9 protein-coding genes are annotated in these 20563 nt (G+C 72.5%); 5 read left to right on the top strand and 4 right to left on the bottom strand.

The features are described 5' to 3' along the window. Positions 1–19: 19 nt before the first annotated feature. On the bottom strand, positions 20–775 hold the full coding sequence (locus ACIOGZ_RS00260) for a leucyl/phenylalanyl-tRNA--protein transferase (protein ID WP_363579624.1): 756 nt from the start codon (positions 773–775) through the stop codon (positions 20–22). Then, positions 772–4164: an amino acid adenylation domain-containing protein gene (locus tag ACIOGZ_RS00255; RefSeq protein WP_400984473.1), complete on the bottom strand. Its 3393-nt coding sequence runs from the start codon at positions 4162–4164 to the stop codon at positions 772–774. The genes ACIOGZ_RS00260 and ACIOGZ_RS00255 overlap by 4 nt, the downstream gene beginning before the upstream one ends. A 265-nt stretch (positions 4165–4429) precedes the next feature. Here ACIOGZ_RS00255 and ACIOGZ_RS00250 point away from each other — a divergent pair, with 265 nt between their 5' ends. After that, complete coding sequence (locus tag ACIOGZ_RS00250) at positions 4430–7651, top strand: EAL domain-containing protein (RefSeq protein ID WP_400984141.1); 3222 nt, start codon at positions 4430–4432, stop codon at positions 7649–7651. Positions 7652–7723: 72 nt separating this feature from the next. On the opposite strand, the gene ACIOGZ_RS00245 is transcribed toward ACIOGZ_RS00250, so the two are convergent. After that, the gene (locus ACIOGZ_RS00245) at positions 7724–8683 is read right to left on the bottom strand and encodes a helix-turn-helix transcriptional regulator (RefSeq protein ID WP_363579627.1); all 960 of its coding nucleotides are present in this window, start codon (positions 8681–8683) and stop codon (positions 7724–7726) included. 445 nt (positions 8684–9128) lie between these two features. Here ACIOGZ_RS00245 and ACIOGZ_RS00240 point away from each other — a divergent pair, with 445 nt between their 5' ends. The 4 genes from ACIOGZ_RS00240 (at position 9129) to ACIOGZ_RS00225 (ending at position 19832) form a co-directional block, all read left to right on the top strand. Then, entirely contained in the window at positions 9129–9746 is a 618-nt protein-coding gene (locus ACIOGZ_RS00240; protein WP_363579628.1) for a papain-like cysteine protease family protein, read from the top strand. A 4-nt stretch (positions 9747–9750) separates the two neighbouring features. Then, positions 9751–10602 (top strand): hypothetical protein, encoded by an 852-nt coding sequence (locus ACIOGZ_RS00235; RefSeq protein ID WP_400326187.1) that lies wholly within the window; start codon positions 9751–9753, stop codon positions 10600–10602. A gap of 426 nt (positions 10603–11028) precedes the next feature. Further along, positions 11029–19485 (top strand): ricin-type beta-trefoil lectin domain protein, encoded by an 8457-nt coding sequence (locus ACIOGZ_RS00230; protein ID WP_400984138.1) that lies wholly within the window; start codon positions 11029–11031, stop codon positions 19483–19485. Positions 19486–19505: 20 nt separating this feature from the next. Then, positions 19506–19832 (top strand): hypothetical protein, encoded by a 327-nt coding sequence (locus ACIOGZ_RS00225; RefSeq protein ID WP_363579631.1) that lies wholly within the window; start codon positions 19506–19508, stop codon positions 19830–19832. A 404-nt stretch (positions 19833–20236) separates the two neighbouring features. Here ACIOGZ_RS00225 and ACIOGZ_RS00220 read toward each other — a convergent pair whose 3' ends face one another. Beyond that, entirely contained in the window at positions 20237–20479 is a 243-nt protein-coding gene (locus ACIOGZ_RS00220; protein ID WP_363579633.1) for a helix-turn-helix domain-containing protein, read from the bottom strand. Positions 20480–20563: the final 84 nt, after the last annotated feature.

Below are 20563 nucleotides of genomic sequence, written 5' to 3'. Positions count from 1 at the left end.
GCAGGGTAAAAGGCGCAGGTCAGACCAGTCGGGCCACGGGCAGCGGAGCTCCCGGCAGCGGGCCCACCGCGGCGTCCGCCGCCAACGCGGCCAGGTACCGGGAGCGGGGCACCGGCTCGGCGCCGAGACTGCGGATGTGCGGACTGTCCCACTGGGCGTCGAGCAGCCGACCGCCGGCCGCGCCGAAGCGCACCCCGAGGTCGGCGACGGCGACGCGGGCGGCGTCGGGGCGGCGGTGAAACATCGAGTCGAGGCTGAGGACGGGCCCGGCGGCGACGCCGAACACCCCGCCGATCAGCTCCTCGCCCTCCCACACCTCGCCGCTGTGGGCGGCCCCGAGCGCATGCAGCCGCTCCAGTGCGGACCGCAACTCGCCGGTCAGCCAGGCCGGTTGGCGGCCCTCGGCACAGCGGGCCACCACCTCGCCGAAGGCCCGGTCGGCGCTGGTCCACCACTGCGGCCGGTGGCGCAGCCGCCGGGCGAGGCGGCTGCCGAGCCGGACGCCGTCGGGCGGCAGGACGGGCCGGGGGTCGGGCGACCACCAGGCCAGCGCGTACGGGTCGTTCCCGCCGGGCAGCAGCGCCACCTCGCCCGCCTCGACGGCTTGTTCGTAGCGCGCCTCGTTGTAGGCGCCTGCGTACTCGTCCGCCGCGGGCATCGGGAACAGGCCGCGACGGTACGCCGCCAGCAGGTCCGACGCGCCCAGGCCGGCGCCGAACGCCACCGGCCCGTCCCCGGGCCCGCGTTGGACGTCCAGCCCGTCGAAGGGGCTCACGCCGGCGGCCCGAGGAAGCCCTCCGCCGCCAGCCGCCCCAGGTAGTGGTCGAGCAGGCCGGCGTCCACGGCGGGCAGGTCGATGCCGCTGCCGGCGAGCGCGGCGTCGGTGTTGGCGCGGTCGAACAGCGGGAAGACGGGCCGGAAGTACAGCTCGCTGATCGACAGCGCCGACCCGGGAGCGCGGTCGACGAACAGCGGGACGAACGGCGTGATGGGGTGGGCGGGGTGCCTGGCGGCGAACCGGACCAGGCCCTGCACCCAGTCGCGGTAAGGGAGTTCGGCGATCGGGTGGCCCCGGGCCCGGAGCCGTTCGGCGAGATCGGCGAGGTCGGCCGGGCGCGGCGAGGTGAGGTGGTAGACCTCGCCGTCGGCGGGGGCGTGGGCGGCGATGTGGGCGACGGCGCGCGCGAAGCGGTCGGCCGGGACGAAGTCGAGCGGCAGCAGCACGTCCGGGCAGGTGCCGCTGTCCGCCAGGTACGCGATGAGCGCGCAGATCTCGGTGCCGGTGTTCATCACACCGGTGGCGAGGTCCCCGGTGACGTCGTTGGTGCGCAGCACGGTGACCGGGAGACCGGCGGCGGCTGCCTCGTGCAGCAGCTGTTCGGCGACCCACTTGCTCTCGACGTAGCCGACGCCGAGCCGGTCGGGGTGGGCGAGCGGGGTCCGTTCGGTGACCTCGCGGACGCCGGCCGCGCCGAAGCCGGCCAGCACGGCGAGGGTGGACAGGTAGTGCACGGGCACGCCCCGGCTGTGCCCGGCGAGGCGGATGATCTCGCGGGTGCCGCCGACGTTGGGCGCGCGCAGCTGGTGGTACGGGTAGAGGAAGTTGACCTGTCCGCCGAGGTGGTGGACGGCGTCCAGACTCCCGGCCAAACCGTCGAACTGACGCTGCGTCAGTCCTAGTCGGGGTGCGGCGAGGTCGCCGACCAGGGGCACCACCCGGCTGTCGGTCAGGTCGTGGCGCAGGAAGCGCTGCTGGGCGGCGCGCAGGCGTTCCAGCGCGTGTTCCTCGTCGGGGGCGCGGACCAGGCAGTGGATCCGGGCCCCGGTGGTGGCGAGCAGCGCGTGCAGCAGGTGGGCGCCGCAGAAGCCGGTGGCGCCGGTGAGCAGGATCTCGGCGGGTTCGGCCCGGCTGGGCGCCGGGCTCCAGGACTGCTGGACGGGGTGGGCGAGCCGGGCTTCGGCGGCCCAGTCGACGGCGGCCTCGCCGGAGCCGGAGCCGGAGCCAGGGTCGGTTCCGTCGACGCGGGCGGTGCGCACGGCTCCGTCGGCGCGGGCGGCCTGGACGGCGGTCGCGAAGGCGCGCAGGGTGGCGTCGCGCAGCAGGGCGCGGGTGAGGGCGCGGACGCGGGTGACGTCGAGGCCGAGCATGATCCGGGCGCGGGCGAGCATCTCCATGGCCAGCAGGGAGTTGCCGCCGAGGGCGAAGAAGTCGTCGGCGGGCCCGACCTCCTCGACGCCGAGCAGTTCGGCCCACAGCCGGCCGATGGCGTCCTCGACGGCTCCCCCACCGCCCGCCGCCCCGGTGCCGCCCGGGCCGGGCCGGCCCGGGGTGCGGGGCTCGGCGTGCGGCAGCCGGCGGCGGTCGACCTTTCCGGCCGGGGTGAGCGGCATGCGTTCCAGCGCCACGAAGGCGGCCGGGAGCATGTACTCCGGCAGCCGTTCGGCCAGGTAGGCGCGGAGCCGGTCGCGGCGGACCCCGGCTTCTGCACCGGCGTCGGCGTGGTCGGCGAGCGTGTAGTAGGCGGTGAGCGCGCGGCCCCCGTCGGGGTCGCCGCCGTCGGCGGCGACGCGGGCCTGCCGGACGTCGGGGTGGGCGGCGAGGGCGGCCTCGATCTCGGCGGGGTCGACGCGGTGGCCGAGCACCTTCACCTGGTCGTCGAAGCGGCCGAGGATCTCCAGCTGCCCGTCGGCCCGCCAGCGCCCGGCGTCGCCGGTGCGGTACATCCGCTCGCCGGGCACCGGCGCGTACGGGTCGGGGACGAAGGCCTCGGCGGTCGCCACGGGGGCGCGCCAGTAGCCCCGGGCGAGGCCGGGCCCGCCGAGGTGGATCTCGCCCTTCTCGCCGGGCCGTACGGGGGACAGTCGGGCGTCCAGGACGTGCACCCGCACGCCGGGCAGTGGGCGGCCGATCGGCACCGGCGCGGCCGGGCCGCCCGGGCCGGCGCCGTCCAGCAGGGCGGGGGTGACCTCGCAGAGCGTGGAGGTGACGGCGGCCTCGGTGACCCCGTAGGCGTTGACCAGCCGGACGCCGGGCAGCCGGTCCAGGCAACTGCGGCAGTCGTCGGCGTGCACGACGTCCCCGCCGACGACGACCAGCCGCAGCCCCTCCGGGCCGGGCCCGCCGGGCGGGAGCAGCGTGAGCACGTGGTGCCAGTAGGCGGGGGTGAGGTCGGCGACGGCGAGGCCGAGTCCGCGCATCCGGTGGACGAGTTCGGTGGGCGCCCAGGTGCGGCCGCCGCCGAGGACGAGGGTGGCCCCGGCGAGCAGGGTCGCGAAGACCTGCTCCAGTGCGGTGTCGAAGCCGAGCGCGGCGAGTTGCAGGACGCGTTCGCCGGGGGCGAGGCCGTAGGCGTGGACGACCCGGTCGAGGGTGAACACCAGGGCGCGGTGGGTGACGGGGACGCCCTTGGGGGTGCCGGTGGTGCCGGAGGTGTAGATCAGGTAGGCGAGGTCGTCGGGCGCGGCACCGTCGGGCTCACCGGCGCCGTCGGGCCCGGCGCCGTCGGGCTCACCCGCGCCGTCGGGCCCGCCCGCGCCGCATAACCCGGCGAGGACCGGCTCACCGCCGCCGTCCGGCCCGTCCTCGGCGTCCACCGGCACCGGCTCGACGCCCGGCAGCGCCCCGCCCTCGGTGACCGCCACCCGCGCCCCGCTGTCCTCGACCAGCCGGGCCAGCCGCCGCGCCGGGTACGCCGGATCCAGCGGCAGCAGCGCCGCGCCCGCCTTCAGCACGCCGAGCCAGGCGACGACCAGGCCCGCACCGCGTTCGAGGCAGACCGGCACCACCTGCTCGGGGCCGGCCCCGCGCGCCCGCAGTGCCCTGGCCAGGCGGTCGCTGCGCCGGTCCAGCTCGCGGTAGCTCAGCGTGGCGTCGTCGGCGACGACGGCGACCGCGTCCGGGTGCTGCGCGGCGCGGGAGCGCAGCAGTCCGGGCACGGTGCCGCCGTCGCCCTCGGCCCGCCCGCGGCCGCGCTCCCCGGGGGAGCCGAGCCCGGGGAAGCCGAGCCCGGGCGGGCGCCATTCGCGGGCCACGTGGGCCCGGCAGTCGTCGCGGCCGGCCGGCCCGTACACCAGGTGCCAGCCACGCGGCACGGTCAAGTCGCCGGGCCAGATCGCGTACTGACCGCTGTCGTTGCGAACCACGGCGTGACGCCCGGAGTTCACATCCGTTCGTACGCCCTGTGCGCTGTCTGCTGCGTCGTCCACCGGCTTGACCTCGTGCTGTGGCGGCAGTTTCCTGGGAGGTGCGACATTTCCGACTATACGCACTCAGGGCACAGGACGAACGTCCGATCGCAACCCGACCGGACGCGACGCTGCCGTGTGCCCGTCAGCCCGGGGCGAGACGACCCTGCGACCGCCAAGACCCGTCCTCGCCCGAACTCCCCCGTCCCACCGGCCGGGTGGCGTCGCGGAGGAGGTAGCCCCGTTGACACGTCGGCGACAACGCCTGATGGTCTGTTACCTGCTGTGGATGGTGCTGTTCACCGGCGTCTACTATGTCAACCCCTCGCAGCGGATCATCTGGTGGACGGGCATCGGACTCGGCAGCAGCGCGGCCATCGTGGCCGGCGTCCGCCTCAACCGCCCCGCGCACGCGCTGTTCTGGTACGTGCTGGCGCTCGCCAACCTGAGCTTCACCGCGGGCGAGGTCGTCCAGGTCGTCCAGACCCAGTTCCTGCACCTGCACAACCCGTTCCCGTCCGTCGCCGACGGCTTCTACCTGGCCGAGTTCGTGCTGTACGCGGCCGGTGTGCTCGGATTCATCCGCTGGCGCACGGCCCGTCAGGACCGCGCCGGCCTGCTCGACGCGCTGATCCTCACCATGGGCCTGGCGCTGCTCGCCTGGATCTACCTGATCCTCCCGTACGCCCGCAACCCCGACCTCTCCTGGTTCCGGAAGGCCGTCTCGATCGGCTACCCGCTCGGCGACGTGGTCGTCCTCGCCCTGCTGCTGCGGCTGCTGACCCCGCGCGGCGGCAACAGCCGGGCGCTGCAACTGCTCACCGTCGGCACCGTCGGCATGCTGGTCGCGGACACCCTCTACGGGCTGATCCAGTTGCACGGCAACTGGCACATCGGCACCCCCGTCGACTTCGGCTGGGCCGCCTTCTACACCGCCTGGGGCGCGGCAGCGCTGCACCCGTCCATGGTCGAGCTGACCAGACCCGTCCCCACCCAGCAGCCCGACCTGAGCGCCGGCCGCCTCGCCCTGCTCACCCTGGCCTCGCTGATCGCCCCGGCGATCCTGATCATCGAGTCGCTGAACGGCAACACCAGCAACGCGGGCGTGATCGGCGCCTTCTCCGCCCTCCTGTACCTGCTGGTGCTGGCCCGGCTGGCGGTCGTCGTGGTCGCCCGCCGACAGGCGATCGCCCGCGAGCGGGCCCTGCGCGAGGCCGGCGCCAGACTCACCGCGGCCGTCACCGTCGAGGAGGTCGCGGACGCCGTCCAGGCCACCGCCTCCACCCTGATGCCCACCGAGCCCGGGCACGTCGCCCTGCTCGCCGTCACCGAGGCCGGCGTCCTGCACGTGCGGCACGCCGAACGCGGCGCCGCCCAGCACCACCTCGGCCCCGTCACCGACTCCGACGAGGCGCTCGCCCTCGCCGCCTACCGGGAGACCCGGCTGCTGCCCGTCGAGGACATCGGCAGCGACCTCGCCGCCCGCCTCGACGGCATGCCCTCCGCCCTGCTGTGCCCGCTCACCCTCGACGAGCGCCCCTCCGGCGACCCGCTGATCGGCGCGCTCATCGTCACCGGCACCGCGCAGGAGCTCACCAGCCTGTGGGGCTCGCTGGAGATCCTGGCCGCGCAGGCCGCGCTGGCCGTCGAACGGGTCATGCTGAGCCAGGAGGTCAACCGCCGCAACAGCGAGCTGTACTTCCGCACCCTGGTGCAGAACGCCAGCGACGTCATCCTGATCCTGGACGCCGACGACGGCGTCCGCTACGCCTCCTCCTCCGCCGAACGGGTCCTCGGCTACCCCAGCCTGGACGGCACCCTGCTCACCGAGCTCGTCCCGCCCGAGGACAGCCGGGCCGTCGGCAGGGCGCTGGCCCGGATGCGCGGCCCGGTGGACGCCGCCCCGGCCCACGCGCCGGAGCACTCGCCGCCGCGCGAACCGCCGCACTCGCCTCCGCACTCGCCGACACGCGAACCGCTGCGCGAGCAGCCCCGTGAGCACTGGCGGCTGCTGCGGCAGGACCGGACCCCGATCGAGGCCGAGGTCCGCTTCAACGACCTGCGCGCCGACCCGACGGTCGGCGGCCTGGTGCTCACCCTGCGCGACGTGACCGAGCAGCGCCAGATGGAGCGTGAACTCACCCACCGGGCCTTCCACGACTCCCTCACCGGCCTCGCCAACCGGGTGCTGTTCCTGGACCGGGTCGGCCACGCGCTGTCCCGCGGCGAGCGCAGCGGCGCCGTCACCGGGGTGCTCTTCCTCGACCTCGACGACTTCAAGGTGGTCAACGACACCCAGGGGCACGCGGTCGGCGACGAACTGCTGATCGCCGTCTCGCTGCGGGTCTCCACCGCGCTGCGCAGCTCGGACACCGCCGCCCGGCTCGGCGGCGACGAGTTCGCCGTCCTGGTCGAGGACGCGCTGCGCCCGGCCGACGTGGACGCCATCGCGGACACCGTACTGGCGGTGTTCGCAGAACCGTTCAAGCTGAGCGCGGGGGCCGTCCGGGTGACGGCCAGCATCGGCGTCGCCACCACCGAGGACAGCGTCGACGCGGCCGAACTGCTCACCCATGCCGACCTCGCGCTCTACTCCGCCAAGGCGGCCGGCCGCCGCCAGTGGCGCCACTACCAGCCCGCCCTCCAGACCGGGCTGGTGGAGCGGCACGAGCTGAACGAGAACCTGGACGCGGCGATCGCCGAATCCTCCTTCCAGCTGTACTACCAGCCGATCGTCGACCTGCGCACCGGCGGCCTGGTCGCCTTCGAGGCGCTCGTCCGCTGGCCGCACCAGCGGCGCGGCATGGTGCTGCCCGACGAGTTCATCGCCCTCGCCGAGGAGAGTGGCCAGATCGTCCCCCTCGGCGCCTGGGTCCTGGAACGCGCCGCCCAGGAGGCCGCCGCCTGGCACGCCGCCAGCTCCGCCGACCGCGCCGCCGCCGGCCTCCCCCCGCTGCGGGTCAACGTCAACGTCTCCGCCCGCCAGTTCCGCGACGCCGGCTTCGTCGACGTCGTCCGCGGCGCCCTGCGCAGCTCCGGCATCGACCCCCACACCCTCGTCCTCGAACTCACCGAATCCGTCCTGATGCGCCGCGACGACCGCGTCCACGCCGACATGGCCACCCTCGGCGACCTCGGCGTCGGCATCGCCATCGACGACTTCGGCACCGGCTACTCCTCGCTCTCCTACCTGCGCGAGTTCCCGATCTCCATCCTCAAGATCGACAAGTCCTTCATCGACGGCCTCGGCCTCTCCCCGCAGCAGTACGCCCTCGTCGAAGGCATCACCCGCATCGCCGACACCCTCGGCGTCCGGGTCATCGCCGAAGGCATCGAACACCCCGAACAGCGCGACCTCCTCGCCGCCATGGGCTGCCCGCTCGGCCAGGGCTACCTCTTCGCCCACCCCATGACCGCCCCGCAGGCCCGCGCCCTCGTCGGCGGCACCGCGCACGAACCGGCCTGACCCCCGATCTCAGGTCCACACCTCAGGTCCACACCTCAGGGCCGCGCCTCAGGTCCACACCTCAGGGCCGCCTCAGGTCCACGCCCAGCGGATGCCCGCGACCCCGGGCCCCAGCGCGGTCGCCACCACGTGCGCCAGGTGGTGGCTGTCCAGGGTGAGGTCGGCCAGGCTGTCGTCCGGACCCTCCGAGTCACTCGCCGTGAACCACTGGCACTGCACCGGGAGTTCACCCGGATCGAAGCGCACCCGCAGGACGTAGTGGTCCGCCGGGAAGCGGAAGGCCGCACGGTAGCGGCAGCACTCGGCCGCGCTGTGCGGGCGCACCTCGAAGGAGAACACCTGGGTCTCGGAGCAGTGCAGCGAGCGGTCGAACAGCAGCTCCGCGAGCACCACCCGGGCCACCGGATCCCGGCGCACCCGGCCCAGCCGGCAGCTGTCCCCCGCCACGATCTCGACGGCCCCCTCGTCCACCCCCTCGTCGCAGTCGTAGATCAGCAGCGCCCGGTCGACCCCGTCCTGACGGGCCCGGACCGCCACCATCGAACTGAGCGCCGCCAGTTCACGATGCGGCCCGACCGTCACCGTCGCGCACTCGGTGACCACCTGGAGCTTCCCGGCCGCCGGGCTGTCCAGATCCGCGAGCAGCCCGCCCAGATCACCGGGGGTGCGCACCATCTGCGGGTACGGACGCGGCCCGCCGCCGTCGCGGTCCGCCCCGCCGCGCGGCCGCGGCGCACCCAGCAGGGCGGTGAGCGCGTGCGTCGGCAGCCCGAGGATCTCCTCCAGCGCGGCCACCACCCGTAACGACTCCGGGCGCTCAGGTCGGCGCAGCCCGCGCTGCCAGTAGCTCAGGGTCGTGACGGCGATCCGCAGTCCGCGCTCGGCCAGCCGGCTGCGCAGCCGCTCCAGCGGCAGCCCGCGGGCCTCGATCGCGGTGCGCAGCGCGAGACCGAAGGGCCCGCTCCGCAGCGCGGCCAGCACGGCGGCGCTCTCCGGGGCAACACCGGGCGGCGGTTCCTGACGACTGACCATCGGGACTCCCGGGGCTACTGGCCCGGCCGGCACGCGGCGGCGGGGCCGAGGGGACACGGCGGCGGTGCGGGGGCGGGGGGTGCGGGGGACGGCGGCGCGGGGGCGGGGGGACGCGGTACGGGGGGACGCGGCGCGCTGTGAAATTACCGGCTTACCCCGGCCGCGTCCATATCCGGGAGCCCCGCTCCCGGCCGCCCGTCTGCGGCTCAGCACCTCCGCCGCAGCACCCCTCTTCACAGCCCCGTTCACAGCACCGCCCGCGCCCCTCCGGGGGGTCTGGGAGAGGCCCGGCGGGCTGCCTACTCTTCCTAGCAACCCCGGTCCGGGCCCGCCGCGTCGGCCGCGCGGCACACCCCCACACAGCACACCCCCACACAAGGCACACCCCAGGGCGGCGCCGGGTGCACACGGAGCCGCCCGTGCCCCCGCACGAAGGAGTTCCCCCATGAGCGGACCCATCCGTGGGTCGTCCCTGCGCGCCGCACTGGCCGCGCTGTGCATGCTGGCCGCCGTCGTGACCACCGGCGCCGGCACCGCCTCGGCCTCCCCCCAGGCCGCCGCCGGAAGTTCCCAGACCTTCGCCGCCAGTTCCCGGCTCAACATCTCCATGCAGACGCAGGAGCAGGACCAGTGGTGCTGGGCCGCCTCCGGCGACACCATCGCCACCTTCCTCGGCCACGGCACCGACCAGAACTCGTTCTGCGACCTCGCCTACGGCCAGGACACCTCGTACCAGTGCCCCAACCAGCCCGGCCAGCTCTCCTGGGTGCAGAACGCGCTCTCCGCCCTCGGGGTGTCCCCCGGCCAGGAGACCGGCGCCCTGTCCTTCAACACCATCGTCAGCGAGATCAACGCGGGCCGGCCGATCGAGACCGGCATCTCCTGGCTGGCCGGCGGCGGGCACGCCCAGGTCATCTACGGCTACGACCAGAGCAACAAGTCCATCTACTGGGGCGACCCGTGGCCCAGCAGCAACCGCTACAACCTGGCGTCGTACAGCTACTACGCCGGCTACAACGGCCAGTTCAACTGGAACGACTCGCTGTACCGGATCGGGGCGTGACACGATGACGCACTTCCGCGCCCCGCGCGCCCTCGCCGCCATCGCCCTGGCCGGCAGCGGACTGCTCGCCGCCGCCCCCGCCCTCGCCGCCACCCCGGCCACGGCAGCCGGCGCCCCGTCCGCCCCGTCCGCGGCCGACGTCACCGCGGCCGCCGCGGCGGCGAAGGCCGCCCCCGTCGTGCAGACCCTCGGCGGGTTCTTCGCCCACGGCTCCGGCCAGGGCTCCTCCGACGCCCGCCAGGCGCAGGCCGCCGCCCCGGCCCGGGTGGTCGGCGACACCGTCCCCGTGTACTACCTCAACCCGGACTTCGTCGCGGCGGCCTCCGTCGGGGCGCCGGTCGCGAAGTTCGCGTTCATGGCGACCGAGGCCGACGCGGCCGACGGCCGCAAGGCCTCGGTGTGGACGGCCCCCGACCCGCACGCCAGCGGGTCCTGGGCCGAGATCAACATAGCCTCCGGCAGCGACGAGACCGACCACGCCGCCGCCGCGGCAGCACTGGGCCGGGGCGCCGTGGCCTTCGAGGAACCGCAGATCCGGGCCTGGTACGCCCTGGTCGACGGCCAGGTACGGCCGCTCAACCCGGACGCGGTCCGGTCCGTGGGCGACGCGGGCATCACCCTCGCCCAGTACCAGCAGGTGGTCCACGACCGGTACGCCGACAAGCTGCCCGGCACCGACTACGCCAAGGCGCACCTGCTCGGCGGCTTCGACCGGGGAACGGCCCCCGTCGCGGCGCCGGCCGGCGACTCCACCCCGACCGCCGCCCTGCTCACCGGGGCCGGCACCCTGCTCGCCGCCCTCGGGCTCGGCACAGCGCTGCTGCGCCGCCGCCGGGCGGGCCGCGGCACCGCCTGACGGCACCTGTGCTCGGGTTCCACTTTGCGAACAGCGCCGATGGCGGGGCACCTCCGGGTGTCTCGCCATCGGCGGGTAGCGGTGGAAAGCCCGCACAGCAATTGACTGCACGTCACTTATTAATTTCACGACCGTCCCGACCCCCTTAGCGCACGCGATTGGGGACCCTCTTCGCATGTCGGACACCTCGCTCACCTGGGACGATGTCATCGAAATGACTCCATTTCTCACGGCTTCTCAGCGTAAGCGATCTGTTACGCAATCGTCATCCTGATTGGTCACTGGGAGTCAGCTGGGGGTGAGAGATTGTGCTTCGGCTTCGATCAGGCCATTCAAAACAATGCACATCCCTTGAGAGAGTTTTTGATGAAACGACGGTCTCGGGCCTCGTCCGCTTTTGCGGGCGGGGCCTTCTCTACGCGTCGGATGCGCCCCGTATCAGCGCTCCTGACGCTCGGCCTGCTGGTGCAGGCCGGCGTGGTGGTGGACGCGGTGACAGCCGCTCCGGCCACCGCCGCACCCTCACCCGCCACTCCGCCCACTGCTCCGGCCACCGAGGCGCCTGACGAGGCTTCGGCGCTGCTCTCGGCCCGGCTGCAGAAGCGACGGATCGAGGTCACCAACGCCCGGACGGAGTTCACCACGCTGTGGGCGAACCCGGACGGCACGCTGACCTCCGACCGCTCCACCGGCCCGATCCGGATGAAGCTCGGCGAGGCCTGGGTGCCCGTCGACACCACGCTGGTGCAGACCCCGGACGGCAAGGTAGCGCCGAAGGCGCACCCGGGCGGGGTGGTCTTCGAGGGCGGCGACGCCGGGGTGACGGTGGGCGACAGCCTGCCGGGCGCCGCGATACCGACGACCGCGCCGACCACGGCACCGGCGACGTCGCCCAGTGCGATACCGACGGCCCCCGCTTCCGCGTCCCCGTCATCGTCTCCGTCCGCTTCGGCTTCGGCTTCGGCTTCGACCCCGGCGTCGGCGTCGGCTTCGGCTTCGGCTTCGGCTTCGACCTCGGCTTCGGCTTCGGCCGACGCGAGCCGGGCCTCCCGCAGCGGCGCCCGCGCCGCCGCCCCGGCCGCCGACCCGCAGTCCGCCCCGGCCCCGGTCCCCGCCGAGCGCGAGCTGGTCAGGATCGGCTCCGGTGAGCAGCAGGTCAAGTTCGGCTGGCTGGGCAAGCTGCCCAAGCCCAAGCTGGAGGGCAACAAGGCCACCTACGTCAACGCCCGCCCCGGCGTCGACCTGGTCCTCGAAGCCACCCGGACCGGCTTCGAGCAGTTCCTGATCGTCAAGGACCGCTCCGCCGTCGCCCAGACCGGCACGGTGACGCTCCCGCTGGACACCACCGGGCTCACCGTCTCGCCGCAGCAGGACGGTTCGATCCAGCTGCTCGACAAGGCGACCGGCAAGGCGGCGGTCAAGATCCCGACCCCCGTCATGTGGGACGCCGCGGTCGACCCTGCCTCGCAGGAGCACCTGAACCGCGGCCCGGTGACGATGGAGGTACGCGGCCAGGGCGCGGACACCGAGCTGGTGTTCACCCCGGACGCCGCCTTCCTCGCCGACCCGAAGACCCGATTCCCGGTCACCGTCGACCCGGTGGTGGACGTCGGCACGACCTTCGACACCTACGTCCAGACCAACGAGAACATCGACGCCTCCTCGTCGACGGACCTCAAGCTGGGCAGCTACGACGGCAAGGTCGTGGCCCGGTCGTTCCTGACCGTCCCGGGCGGGTCGTTCAACGGCAAGCAGATCCTGGGCGCCACGCTCAACCTCGCCAACCATCACTCCTCGTCCTGCATCCCGAAGCAGTGGGAGGTCTGGAACGCGCCCGGCGCGGCCTGGTGGACCCGCTGGGGCAACCAGCCCGCGATGGAGCGCAAGTGGGCCACCTCGAACGACACGTACGACGTGGCGAACGACGGTGACACCCACGACTGCTACGCCTCCGACGGCACGTTCTGGGCCAAGGCCGACGTCACCGAGATGATCCGGTACTTCGCCGGGTTCGGTCACAACGAATACGGGTTCGCCCTCAAGGCGGCCGACGAGTCGAGCAACCTGTCCTGGAAGAAGTTCAGCTCCGCCGAGGGCTACTGGCCTCCGTACCTCTCGATCACCTACAACACCGTCCCGGCCACCCCGGCGACAGTGGAGGTGCAGCCGTCCCAGCAGGGCAACCCGCGCTACACCTCGGACGCGAACCCGCGCTTCCAGGTGCAGGCGGCCGACCCCGACGGCGACCCGCTGAAGATCTACCTGGACCTGTGGCGCGGCGGCACGTTCATCGGCAGCATCGTCCGGGACACCCCGAACGGCGCGATCGCGACCGTCCGCCCCTCCGACTACGGCATCGCCAAGCTCGACGAGGGCGTGCAGTACACGATCTGGGCCATGCTCGACGACGGCAAGTCCCGCTCCGGCTGGGTCGGCACCAACGTCATCGCCGACACCGTCAAGCCCGGTACGCCGTTCGTGAGTTCGGCGGACTACCCGGCGGATGGGCTCTGGCACGGCACCGCCAACCAGGCCGGGTCGTTCACCTTCTCCCCCGCCCCGGGCACCGACGACACCGCAGCCTACGTCTACACCCTGGACGGCGGCACCCCGGTGACGGTCGCCGCCACCGGCGCGCTGACCACGTCGATCACGCCGACCACCGAGGGTCGGCGCGTGCTCAGCGTGCAGTCCAAGGACCGCGCGGGCAACCTGTCCCCGCCCGCGACGTACACCTTCCAGGTCGGCCAGGCGGGCATGAGCTCGCCGGTCAACGGCACCCAGTCCGCGAAGCGCGTCAAGCTCGCGGTCGACGCCCAGGCGCAGTTCCAGCGCGTCGTCTACCAGTACCGCCGGGGCCCCGGCGCCGCGGAGTACAACGTCCCGCGCACCAACCTGACCAAGGCGGACAACACCGCGGTCACCGAGGACAAGCCGCGTCTCGCGGACCTCGGCCCGCACGCCAACTGGAGCGTCCTCGACACGCTCGGCCAGGTCGGCGGCGTCGTCCAGGTCCGCGCTCTCCTCTTCCCCGAGGACGGCTCCGGCAACGGCTACGCCACCGTCTGGAACACCATCACGGTCGACCGCAACGCCGACGGCGCGGCCGGCGCCGGCATCGGCCCCGGCTCGGTCAACCTGCTCACCGGTGACTACTCGACCGACATCACCGACGCCGACGAACGCGGCCTGTCGGTCAAGCGCACCGCCTCCTCGCGTGACCTCGGCCGCGGCTGGCAGCCCCAGGGCGAGCGCCTGACGCTGAACCAACGTCAGATCGGCACCGACCTCACCGGCTTCACCGCCGGGCAGGCGGCGCTGTCCCGCTCCACGGTCCGCGGCCACGACAACTCGCCCGACTCGCTCCTGGTCGTCCCGGCCGGCTCCGGGTGGGACTCCTTCGCCGCGCTCGGCCCCGAGTACACGCTCGGCCAGGGCATGCAGCCCGGCAGGACCTACCGGCTCACCGGTTGGATCTACGTCCCCGGCGCGACCGGCCTGGACAACCCGCTGGCCAACCGCGGCCTGCGGATGGTCGGCGTCTACCGCACCCCGGCCGGCTACGGCGAGACCGCCTCTCCGAAGGCGTCGTTCACCGACGGCTGGCAACAGCTGACGCTGGACCTGACGGTGCCCAAGGACGCCACCGAGGCCTGGTTCCGCCTCTACAACGGCAACACCGCCGGCAGCGGCAAGGAGGTCTTCTTCGACGACCTGTCGCTGAAGGAGATCGTCGCCCCGTTCGGCCCGCAGTGGGCCGGCGGCCCGGACGCGGGCACCGGCTCGGACTACCGGGCGCTGTCCTTCCCGCAGTCCGACCTGGTCGAGATCAAGAGCAACGACGACAACTCGCTGACCTTCGCCAAGGGCACGGACGGAACGTTCTTCCCCGAGCCGGGCGCCGAGTCGATGTCGCTCAAGGCCGTGCCGGCCAAGTCCGGCGCGATCGTCCTGTCGGCCACCGGCCAGTGCCTGGAGGTCCCGAACGGGGCCGCCGGCAACGGCGCCGGACTGCGGCCCGCCGCCTGCACGGGCGGGTCGAACCAGCAGTGGACCCGTGGGGACGACCTGACCCTGCGCCTGCTCGGCTACTGCCTGGACAACCCCTGGGGCCAGACCGCCAACGCCACCGCGCTCACGCTCTGGGACTGCAACGGCGGCGCCAACCAGCAGTGGGAGGTGCGCACCAACGGCACGGTCATGAACCGCCAGTCGGGCCAGTGCCTCGACGCCGACAAGGGCGCCTCGATCTGGGTCTGCTGGACCGGGCCCAACCAGGTCTGGGACCTCCAGACCTCCGGCACCGCCTACGAGCTCGGCGAGCTCGACGGTTCCAAGACCGTCTTCGCCCGCCAGGCCGGTTCGAACATCTACCAGGTGGTGAGCGAGACGGGGCCCGACGCGGCCTCGACCACCCGCTACCAGTACGACACCACCGACGGCCGCTCGCTCGTCAAGCGCATCATCCCGGCCGTCGAGCCGGGCGTCGACGACGTCAACGGCTGCACCGTCGACCCGCTGCCGCGCGGCTGCGAGGTGATGGAGTACGACTACGCCAAGGCGACCACCGCCACGGCCGCGACCCCGGGTGACTATCTGGACCGCGTCCGGGGCGTGAAGGTCTGGACGTGGAACCCGGCCACCTCCAAGCAGGAGGCCGTCGAGGTCGCGCACTACGCGTACGACGACCGCGGCCGCCTCGCCCAGGTCTGGGACCCGCGCCTGGCCACCCCGCTGAAGACCGCGTACAGCTACGACGACGCCGGCCGGGTCACCCGGATCGGCGCCGCCGGTGAGCTGCCGTGGAACTTCGACTACGGCAAGGCAGCGGCCGACCAGGATCCTGGCCGCCTGCTGAAGGTCCGTCGCGGCACGCTCGCGCCGGGCAGCAAGGACCAGGTCACCGGCGAGAACGCGACGTCGGTCGTCTACGAGGTGCCGCTGACCCGCGGCGCCGGCGGTCCGAACGACCTGGCGGGCGCGGACGTCGCCAAGTGGGCGCAGACCGATGCGCCGACCGACGCCACCGCCGTGTTCGGCCCCGAGGACGACCCTGGCGCCAACACCGCCTCGGCAGCGAAGCCCGGTCCGGACGGCTACAAGCCGGCCACCGTCCACTACCTCAACGCCTCCGGCAACGAGGTCAACACCGCGGCACCGTCCACTACACCGGGCGGTGACATCAGCACCACCGAGTACGACCGCTACGGCCACGCCGTGCGCGGCCTGTCGGCCACCAACCGCTCCATCGCGCTCGGCGTCCACCCGGACGCGGACAAGCTCGCTGCCGAGCTGAACCTGACGACGGCCGACTCCGTCTCGCGCGCCCGGCTGCTGGACTCCCGCACCGTCTACACGGCCGACGGCCTGGACGTGACGGAGATCCTCGGCCCGGTCTACCGAGCCTCGCTCGCCGAACAGGTCAACGGGCAGACCAACCCGGCCGTCGTCACGGCCGAGGCCGAGAAGCTGCCGCAGCTGGGGACCAACGCCAAGGTCCAGATCGACAACGACTGCTGCGGCGTCACCTGGTCCGGCGGTGCCCAGCTGGGCATCCGCGGCACGGCGGCGGGAGCGTTCGACGCCATGCGCGTCACCGTTCCCGAGGAGGGCGAGTACGTCCTCTCCGGCCAGCTGACGAAGAACAGCGACCACGGCGTCATCCAGTGGGCGATCGACGGCAAGGACGTCGGCCAGCGGCTCGACACCTACAGCGCCAGCGCCGTGGTGGCCCCGTACACCACCGGCGCACCCGTGAAGCTGACGCGCGGCGACCACGAGCTGAAGCTCACCGTGGTCGACACCAACGCGGCCAGCAGCGGCGAGCGGTTCCACACCGGCATCGACACCGTCACCCTCACCAAGGCGACCGTCAACCCGACGCTCGCCGCCGGGACCTCGGTCGTCGCGCGGGACCACAACACCAACACCTACGACGAAGGGAAGCCCGACGGCCAGGCCTACCACCTGGTCACCACCGCCACCGACGGCGCCCGCATCGACGGCTACGCCGACGACGTGGAGCTGCGCGTCACCAAGCACGGTTTCGACACTCCGATCGGCGGCACCCCCGGCTGGACGCTGAAGAAGGCGACCTCGGTCACCACCGACGCCCTCGGCGCCAAGCTGACCGCCTACGTCAAGTTCGACGCCTCCGGGCGGGCGCTGGAATCCCGCAAGCCGGGCTCCAACGGCACCGACGCCGGAACGGTCAAGTCGGTGTTCTACACCGCCGGGACCAATGCGGACGACGCCGCGTGCGCCAACCGTCCCGAGTGGGCGGGCCTGCCCTGCGTCACGCTGCCGGGCGGGGCCGTCACCGGGGCCGACGCCTCGCGGATGCCCACCACCCTGCCGGTGAAGCGGGTCACGCGGTACTCGGCGTTCAACGAGCCGGAGGAGGTCACCGAGACCAACGCGGGCAAGTCCCGCAAGACCGTCACCGTCTACAACGAGCTGGACCGGATCCTCTCGACCGAGATCACCTCGGACGAGGGCAAGCCGCTGCCGAAGGTCACCGTCGAGTACGACCCGGCCACCGGCGACGCGGTGAAGACCACCTCCGACGGCAAGTCCCTGACCCGGGTCATGGACCAACTGGGCCGACTGATCTCCTACACGGACGCCGACGGCGGCACCACCACCACGGAGTTCGACCGGTTCGGCAAGCCGGTGAAGGTGAGCGACCCGACCGGGTCCACCGGCTACGCCTACGACCGGGTGAAGGAGCCCCGCGGGCTGGTCACCTCCGTGACCGACAGCGTGGCGGGCGAGTTCACCGCCAAGTACGGTCCGGACGGCCAGCTGGTCGAGCAGACCTACCCCGGCGGCATCGTCCGCAAGGACACCTTCAACGCCGTCGGTGAGGCCACCGGCCGCACCTACACCCGCACCTCGGACAGCACGGTGGTCTGGGCCCAGACCACCGACATGTCCACCCAGGGCCAGGTCGCCAAAGACACCAGCTCCACCGCCACCCGTTCCTACCAGTACGACCGGCTCGGCCGGCTGGTGAAGGCCGAGCAGACCACGGCCGCCACCGGCTGCGTCACCCGGCAGTACGCCTTCGACGCCCACTCCAACCGCCTGTCCAAGCAGACCTCCCCGCGCGGGGCGGCCGGCGAGTGCAGCACGGCCGGGGTCACGGCGGAGAACCACACCTACGACAGCGCCGACCGGCTCACCGACGCGGGCTTCGTCTACGACGCGTTCGGGCGCACCGTGAAGACGGCCACCGGCGCGACCAACACCTACTGGGCGAACGACAAGGTCGCCGTCCAGGAGAAGGGGGACACCAAGCAGGAGTGGGCCGTCGACGCCGCCCACCGCCTCACCGCGTTCACCACCAGCAAGAAGCAGGCCGACGGCACCTGGGCCAACGCCACGTCGAAGCTCAACCACTACGGCGACGACTCCGACCAGGTCCGCTGGACGGTCGAAGACACCACCCAGGGCAACCTGACCCGTAACGTCACGGGTCCGGACGCCGGTCTGGCCGCCACCACCAGCAGGACCGGTGACATCCAGCTCCAACTGACCAACCTGTTCGGGTCGGTGGTCGTCACCACGGACACCGCGCTGACCAAGCCGGTCGTGCTGGACTTCGACGAGTTCGGCATCCCCCAGGACGGCCAGGCCAACGTCCGCTACGGCTGGCTCGGCGGCAAGGAGCGCTCCGCGGAGGCGCTGGACGGCGACATCCTCATGGGTGCCCGCCTCTACAGCCCGGCCCTGGGCCGATTCCTCCAGATCGACCCCGTCCCCGGCGGCAACGCCAGTCCGTACGACTACTGCACCGGCGATCCGGTCAACTGCACCGACCTCGACGGCAACTGGGGCATGCCCAAGTGGCTGAAGAAGACAGTGGAGGTCGTCGCCAAGGTCGCTGAAGTCGCGTCCTACATCCCCGGCCCCATCGGCGCCGTCGCCGCCACCGTCTCGGCGGTCTCCTACGCCGCGACCGGCAACTGGGGGAAGGCCGCGGAGATGGCCATCACCGCGGTCGCCGCCACCGTCGGCGCCGGCCCGGTGGTCAAGGCCGTCGCGGCAGCCGCCACGACGACCAGGGTCGCGGCCAAGGCGGGCAAGGTCGCCTCGGCCGCCAGAACGGTCTTCCGGCGCACGGAGGCCGTTGCCTGCCCGATCGGGAACTCCTTCACGCCCGACACTCCCGTACTCATGGCCGACGGCACCTACCTGCCGATCGGTGACGTGCGGGTGGGTGACCATGTGGCGGCAACGGATCCGGAGACCGGAACCACCTCCGCCGAGCCGGTGCTGGACGTCATCACCGGCTACGGCACTCGACACATCGTCGAGATCAGCACCGACGCGGACGCCTCGGCCGCCCCGCTACAGGCCACTGACGGCCACCCGATCTGGGTGGAGGGCCGCGGCTGGGTGAAGGCCCTGGAGGTCCGACCGGGAGACCGGCTGCGCTCACCCGACGGCACCACGCCGGTGGTCACTGCGGTCGACGACCTCGGTGACCTGGACGGGCAACTGGTCGTCAACCTCAACGTCGGCAACCGGCACACCTACTCGGTGCGCGACGCGAGCAACGACGTCGTGGTGCACAACTGCTCAGGCGCCAGCCTTTCCCACCTGACGTACATGGGCCACATCTTCCCGCGCCACGTGCTCCGGTTGGCCAACCCCTGGAAGTCGAAGTTCGCCACGAGCAATCCGCGAACGATCAAGCGAATGATCAAGACGGCCATCAAGAAGGCCCCGGCTCAGCCGAACACCAATGGCACGCCCGGCCACTTCCACGTCTACGACTTCGGCAACAGGACGGTCGGCCACAACAAGAACGGCATACGGAAGACCAGCATCAAGGTGGTGGTGCGCCATGGCAAGGTCGTCACTGCCTACCCGGTTTGACACGAGTTGGAGGTCACTACATGGGGCTGGATGTCTTCTGGAATTCCGAACTCCCCGATCTGACAAGCTGGGGACTCTCGCAGAGGACGGTCACCGAATCGTTCGGGGATGAGGATGACGTGCTCATGGACGCCATTGCCAACCTCCCCCGCGAGGGTTTCCCGACACTGTTCCGCATCGACCTCTACGGCGACACACTGCTGGACTCCCGACAGTGTGCGACCGCACGCGCAGAGGTGCGAACGATTCCCGATTGGAGGGAGAATCCGCAGTTGGTGCGCCTGGACACACTGCTGAGCAAATGCAGTGAGGCGCCCGGCACCTTCGTCTACGTCGCTGGAGACTGAGGGGCCCCGTCCCCGGAAGTCCTCGGCTTTCCCACTTCCTCTCGAAGCACATCGGCCGCAGGGGGCGCGTCCCCCTGCGGCTCGACCAACCATTGATCTACTGAACGAACCCGTAGGGGCGCCATCCGAAGTTCGGATGGCGCCCCTACGCACAACGCAACTGGGGTGGGACATGCAGAAGAGGCGCAGTCCCTGGGCTCTCGCGTACTTCCCGATCGGGCTCGTGTGCGCACTGATCGCGGCCTCGTCGGCGGCGTTCTTCACCAGGGTCGACGACCTCATGCCGATCGTCCTCGCCGGGGTTCCGGGCCTGGTCCTGACGCTCCGCTCCCCGGTCCACGGGGTCTCCTTCGGCGCGGACAGCGTGAAGTACTGCGGGCTGCTCCGGGCGCGGGCCGCCGCGCTCACGGCTTCGGCGCAACCTCCAGCGCCCGGGAGAGGGCGGTGAGGAGGGGGAGGGTGGGGGCGACGTGGCCGGCCTCGATGGCGCGGATCTGGGCGTCGGTGAGGTCGGCGCGCTTGGCGAGGTCCGCGGTGGAGAGGCCGAGGGCAGTGCGGCGCTCGCGGACGGCGCGGGCGAGGGCGCCGGCCGGGTCTCCGTCCGGGTGGGCGGGGAAGTCCTCGATCAGGGGGCGCGCGTGGTTCACCGAACCTCCTCATACGCGGGTGGGGGCGCACAGCCTGGCACATGATCAGAGCGGGAAGTGCGAAGCGGCGGTCAAGGATTCTTG

Source organism: Kitasatospora sp. NPDC088160, assembly GCF_044741445.1.
Taxonomy (GTDB): domain Bacteria; phylum Actinomycetota; class Actinomycetes; order Streptomycetales; family Streptomycetaceae; genus Kitasatospora.
This window is presented reverse-complemented; position numbering and strand designations above follow the sequence as displayed.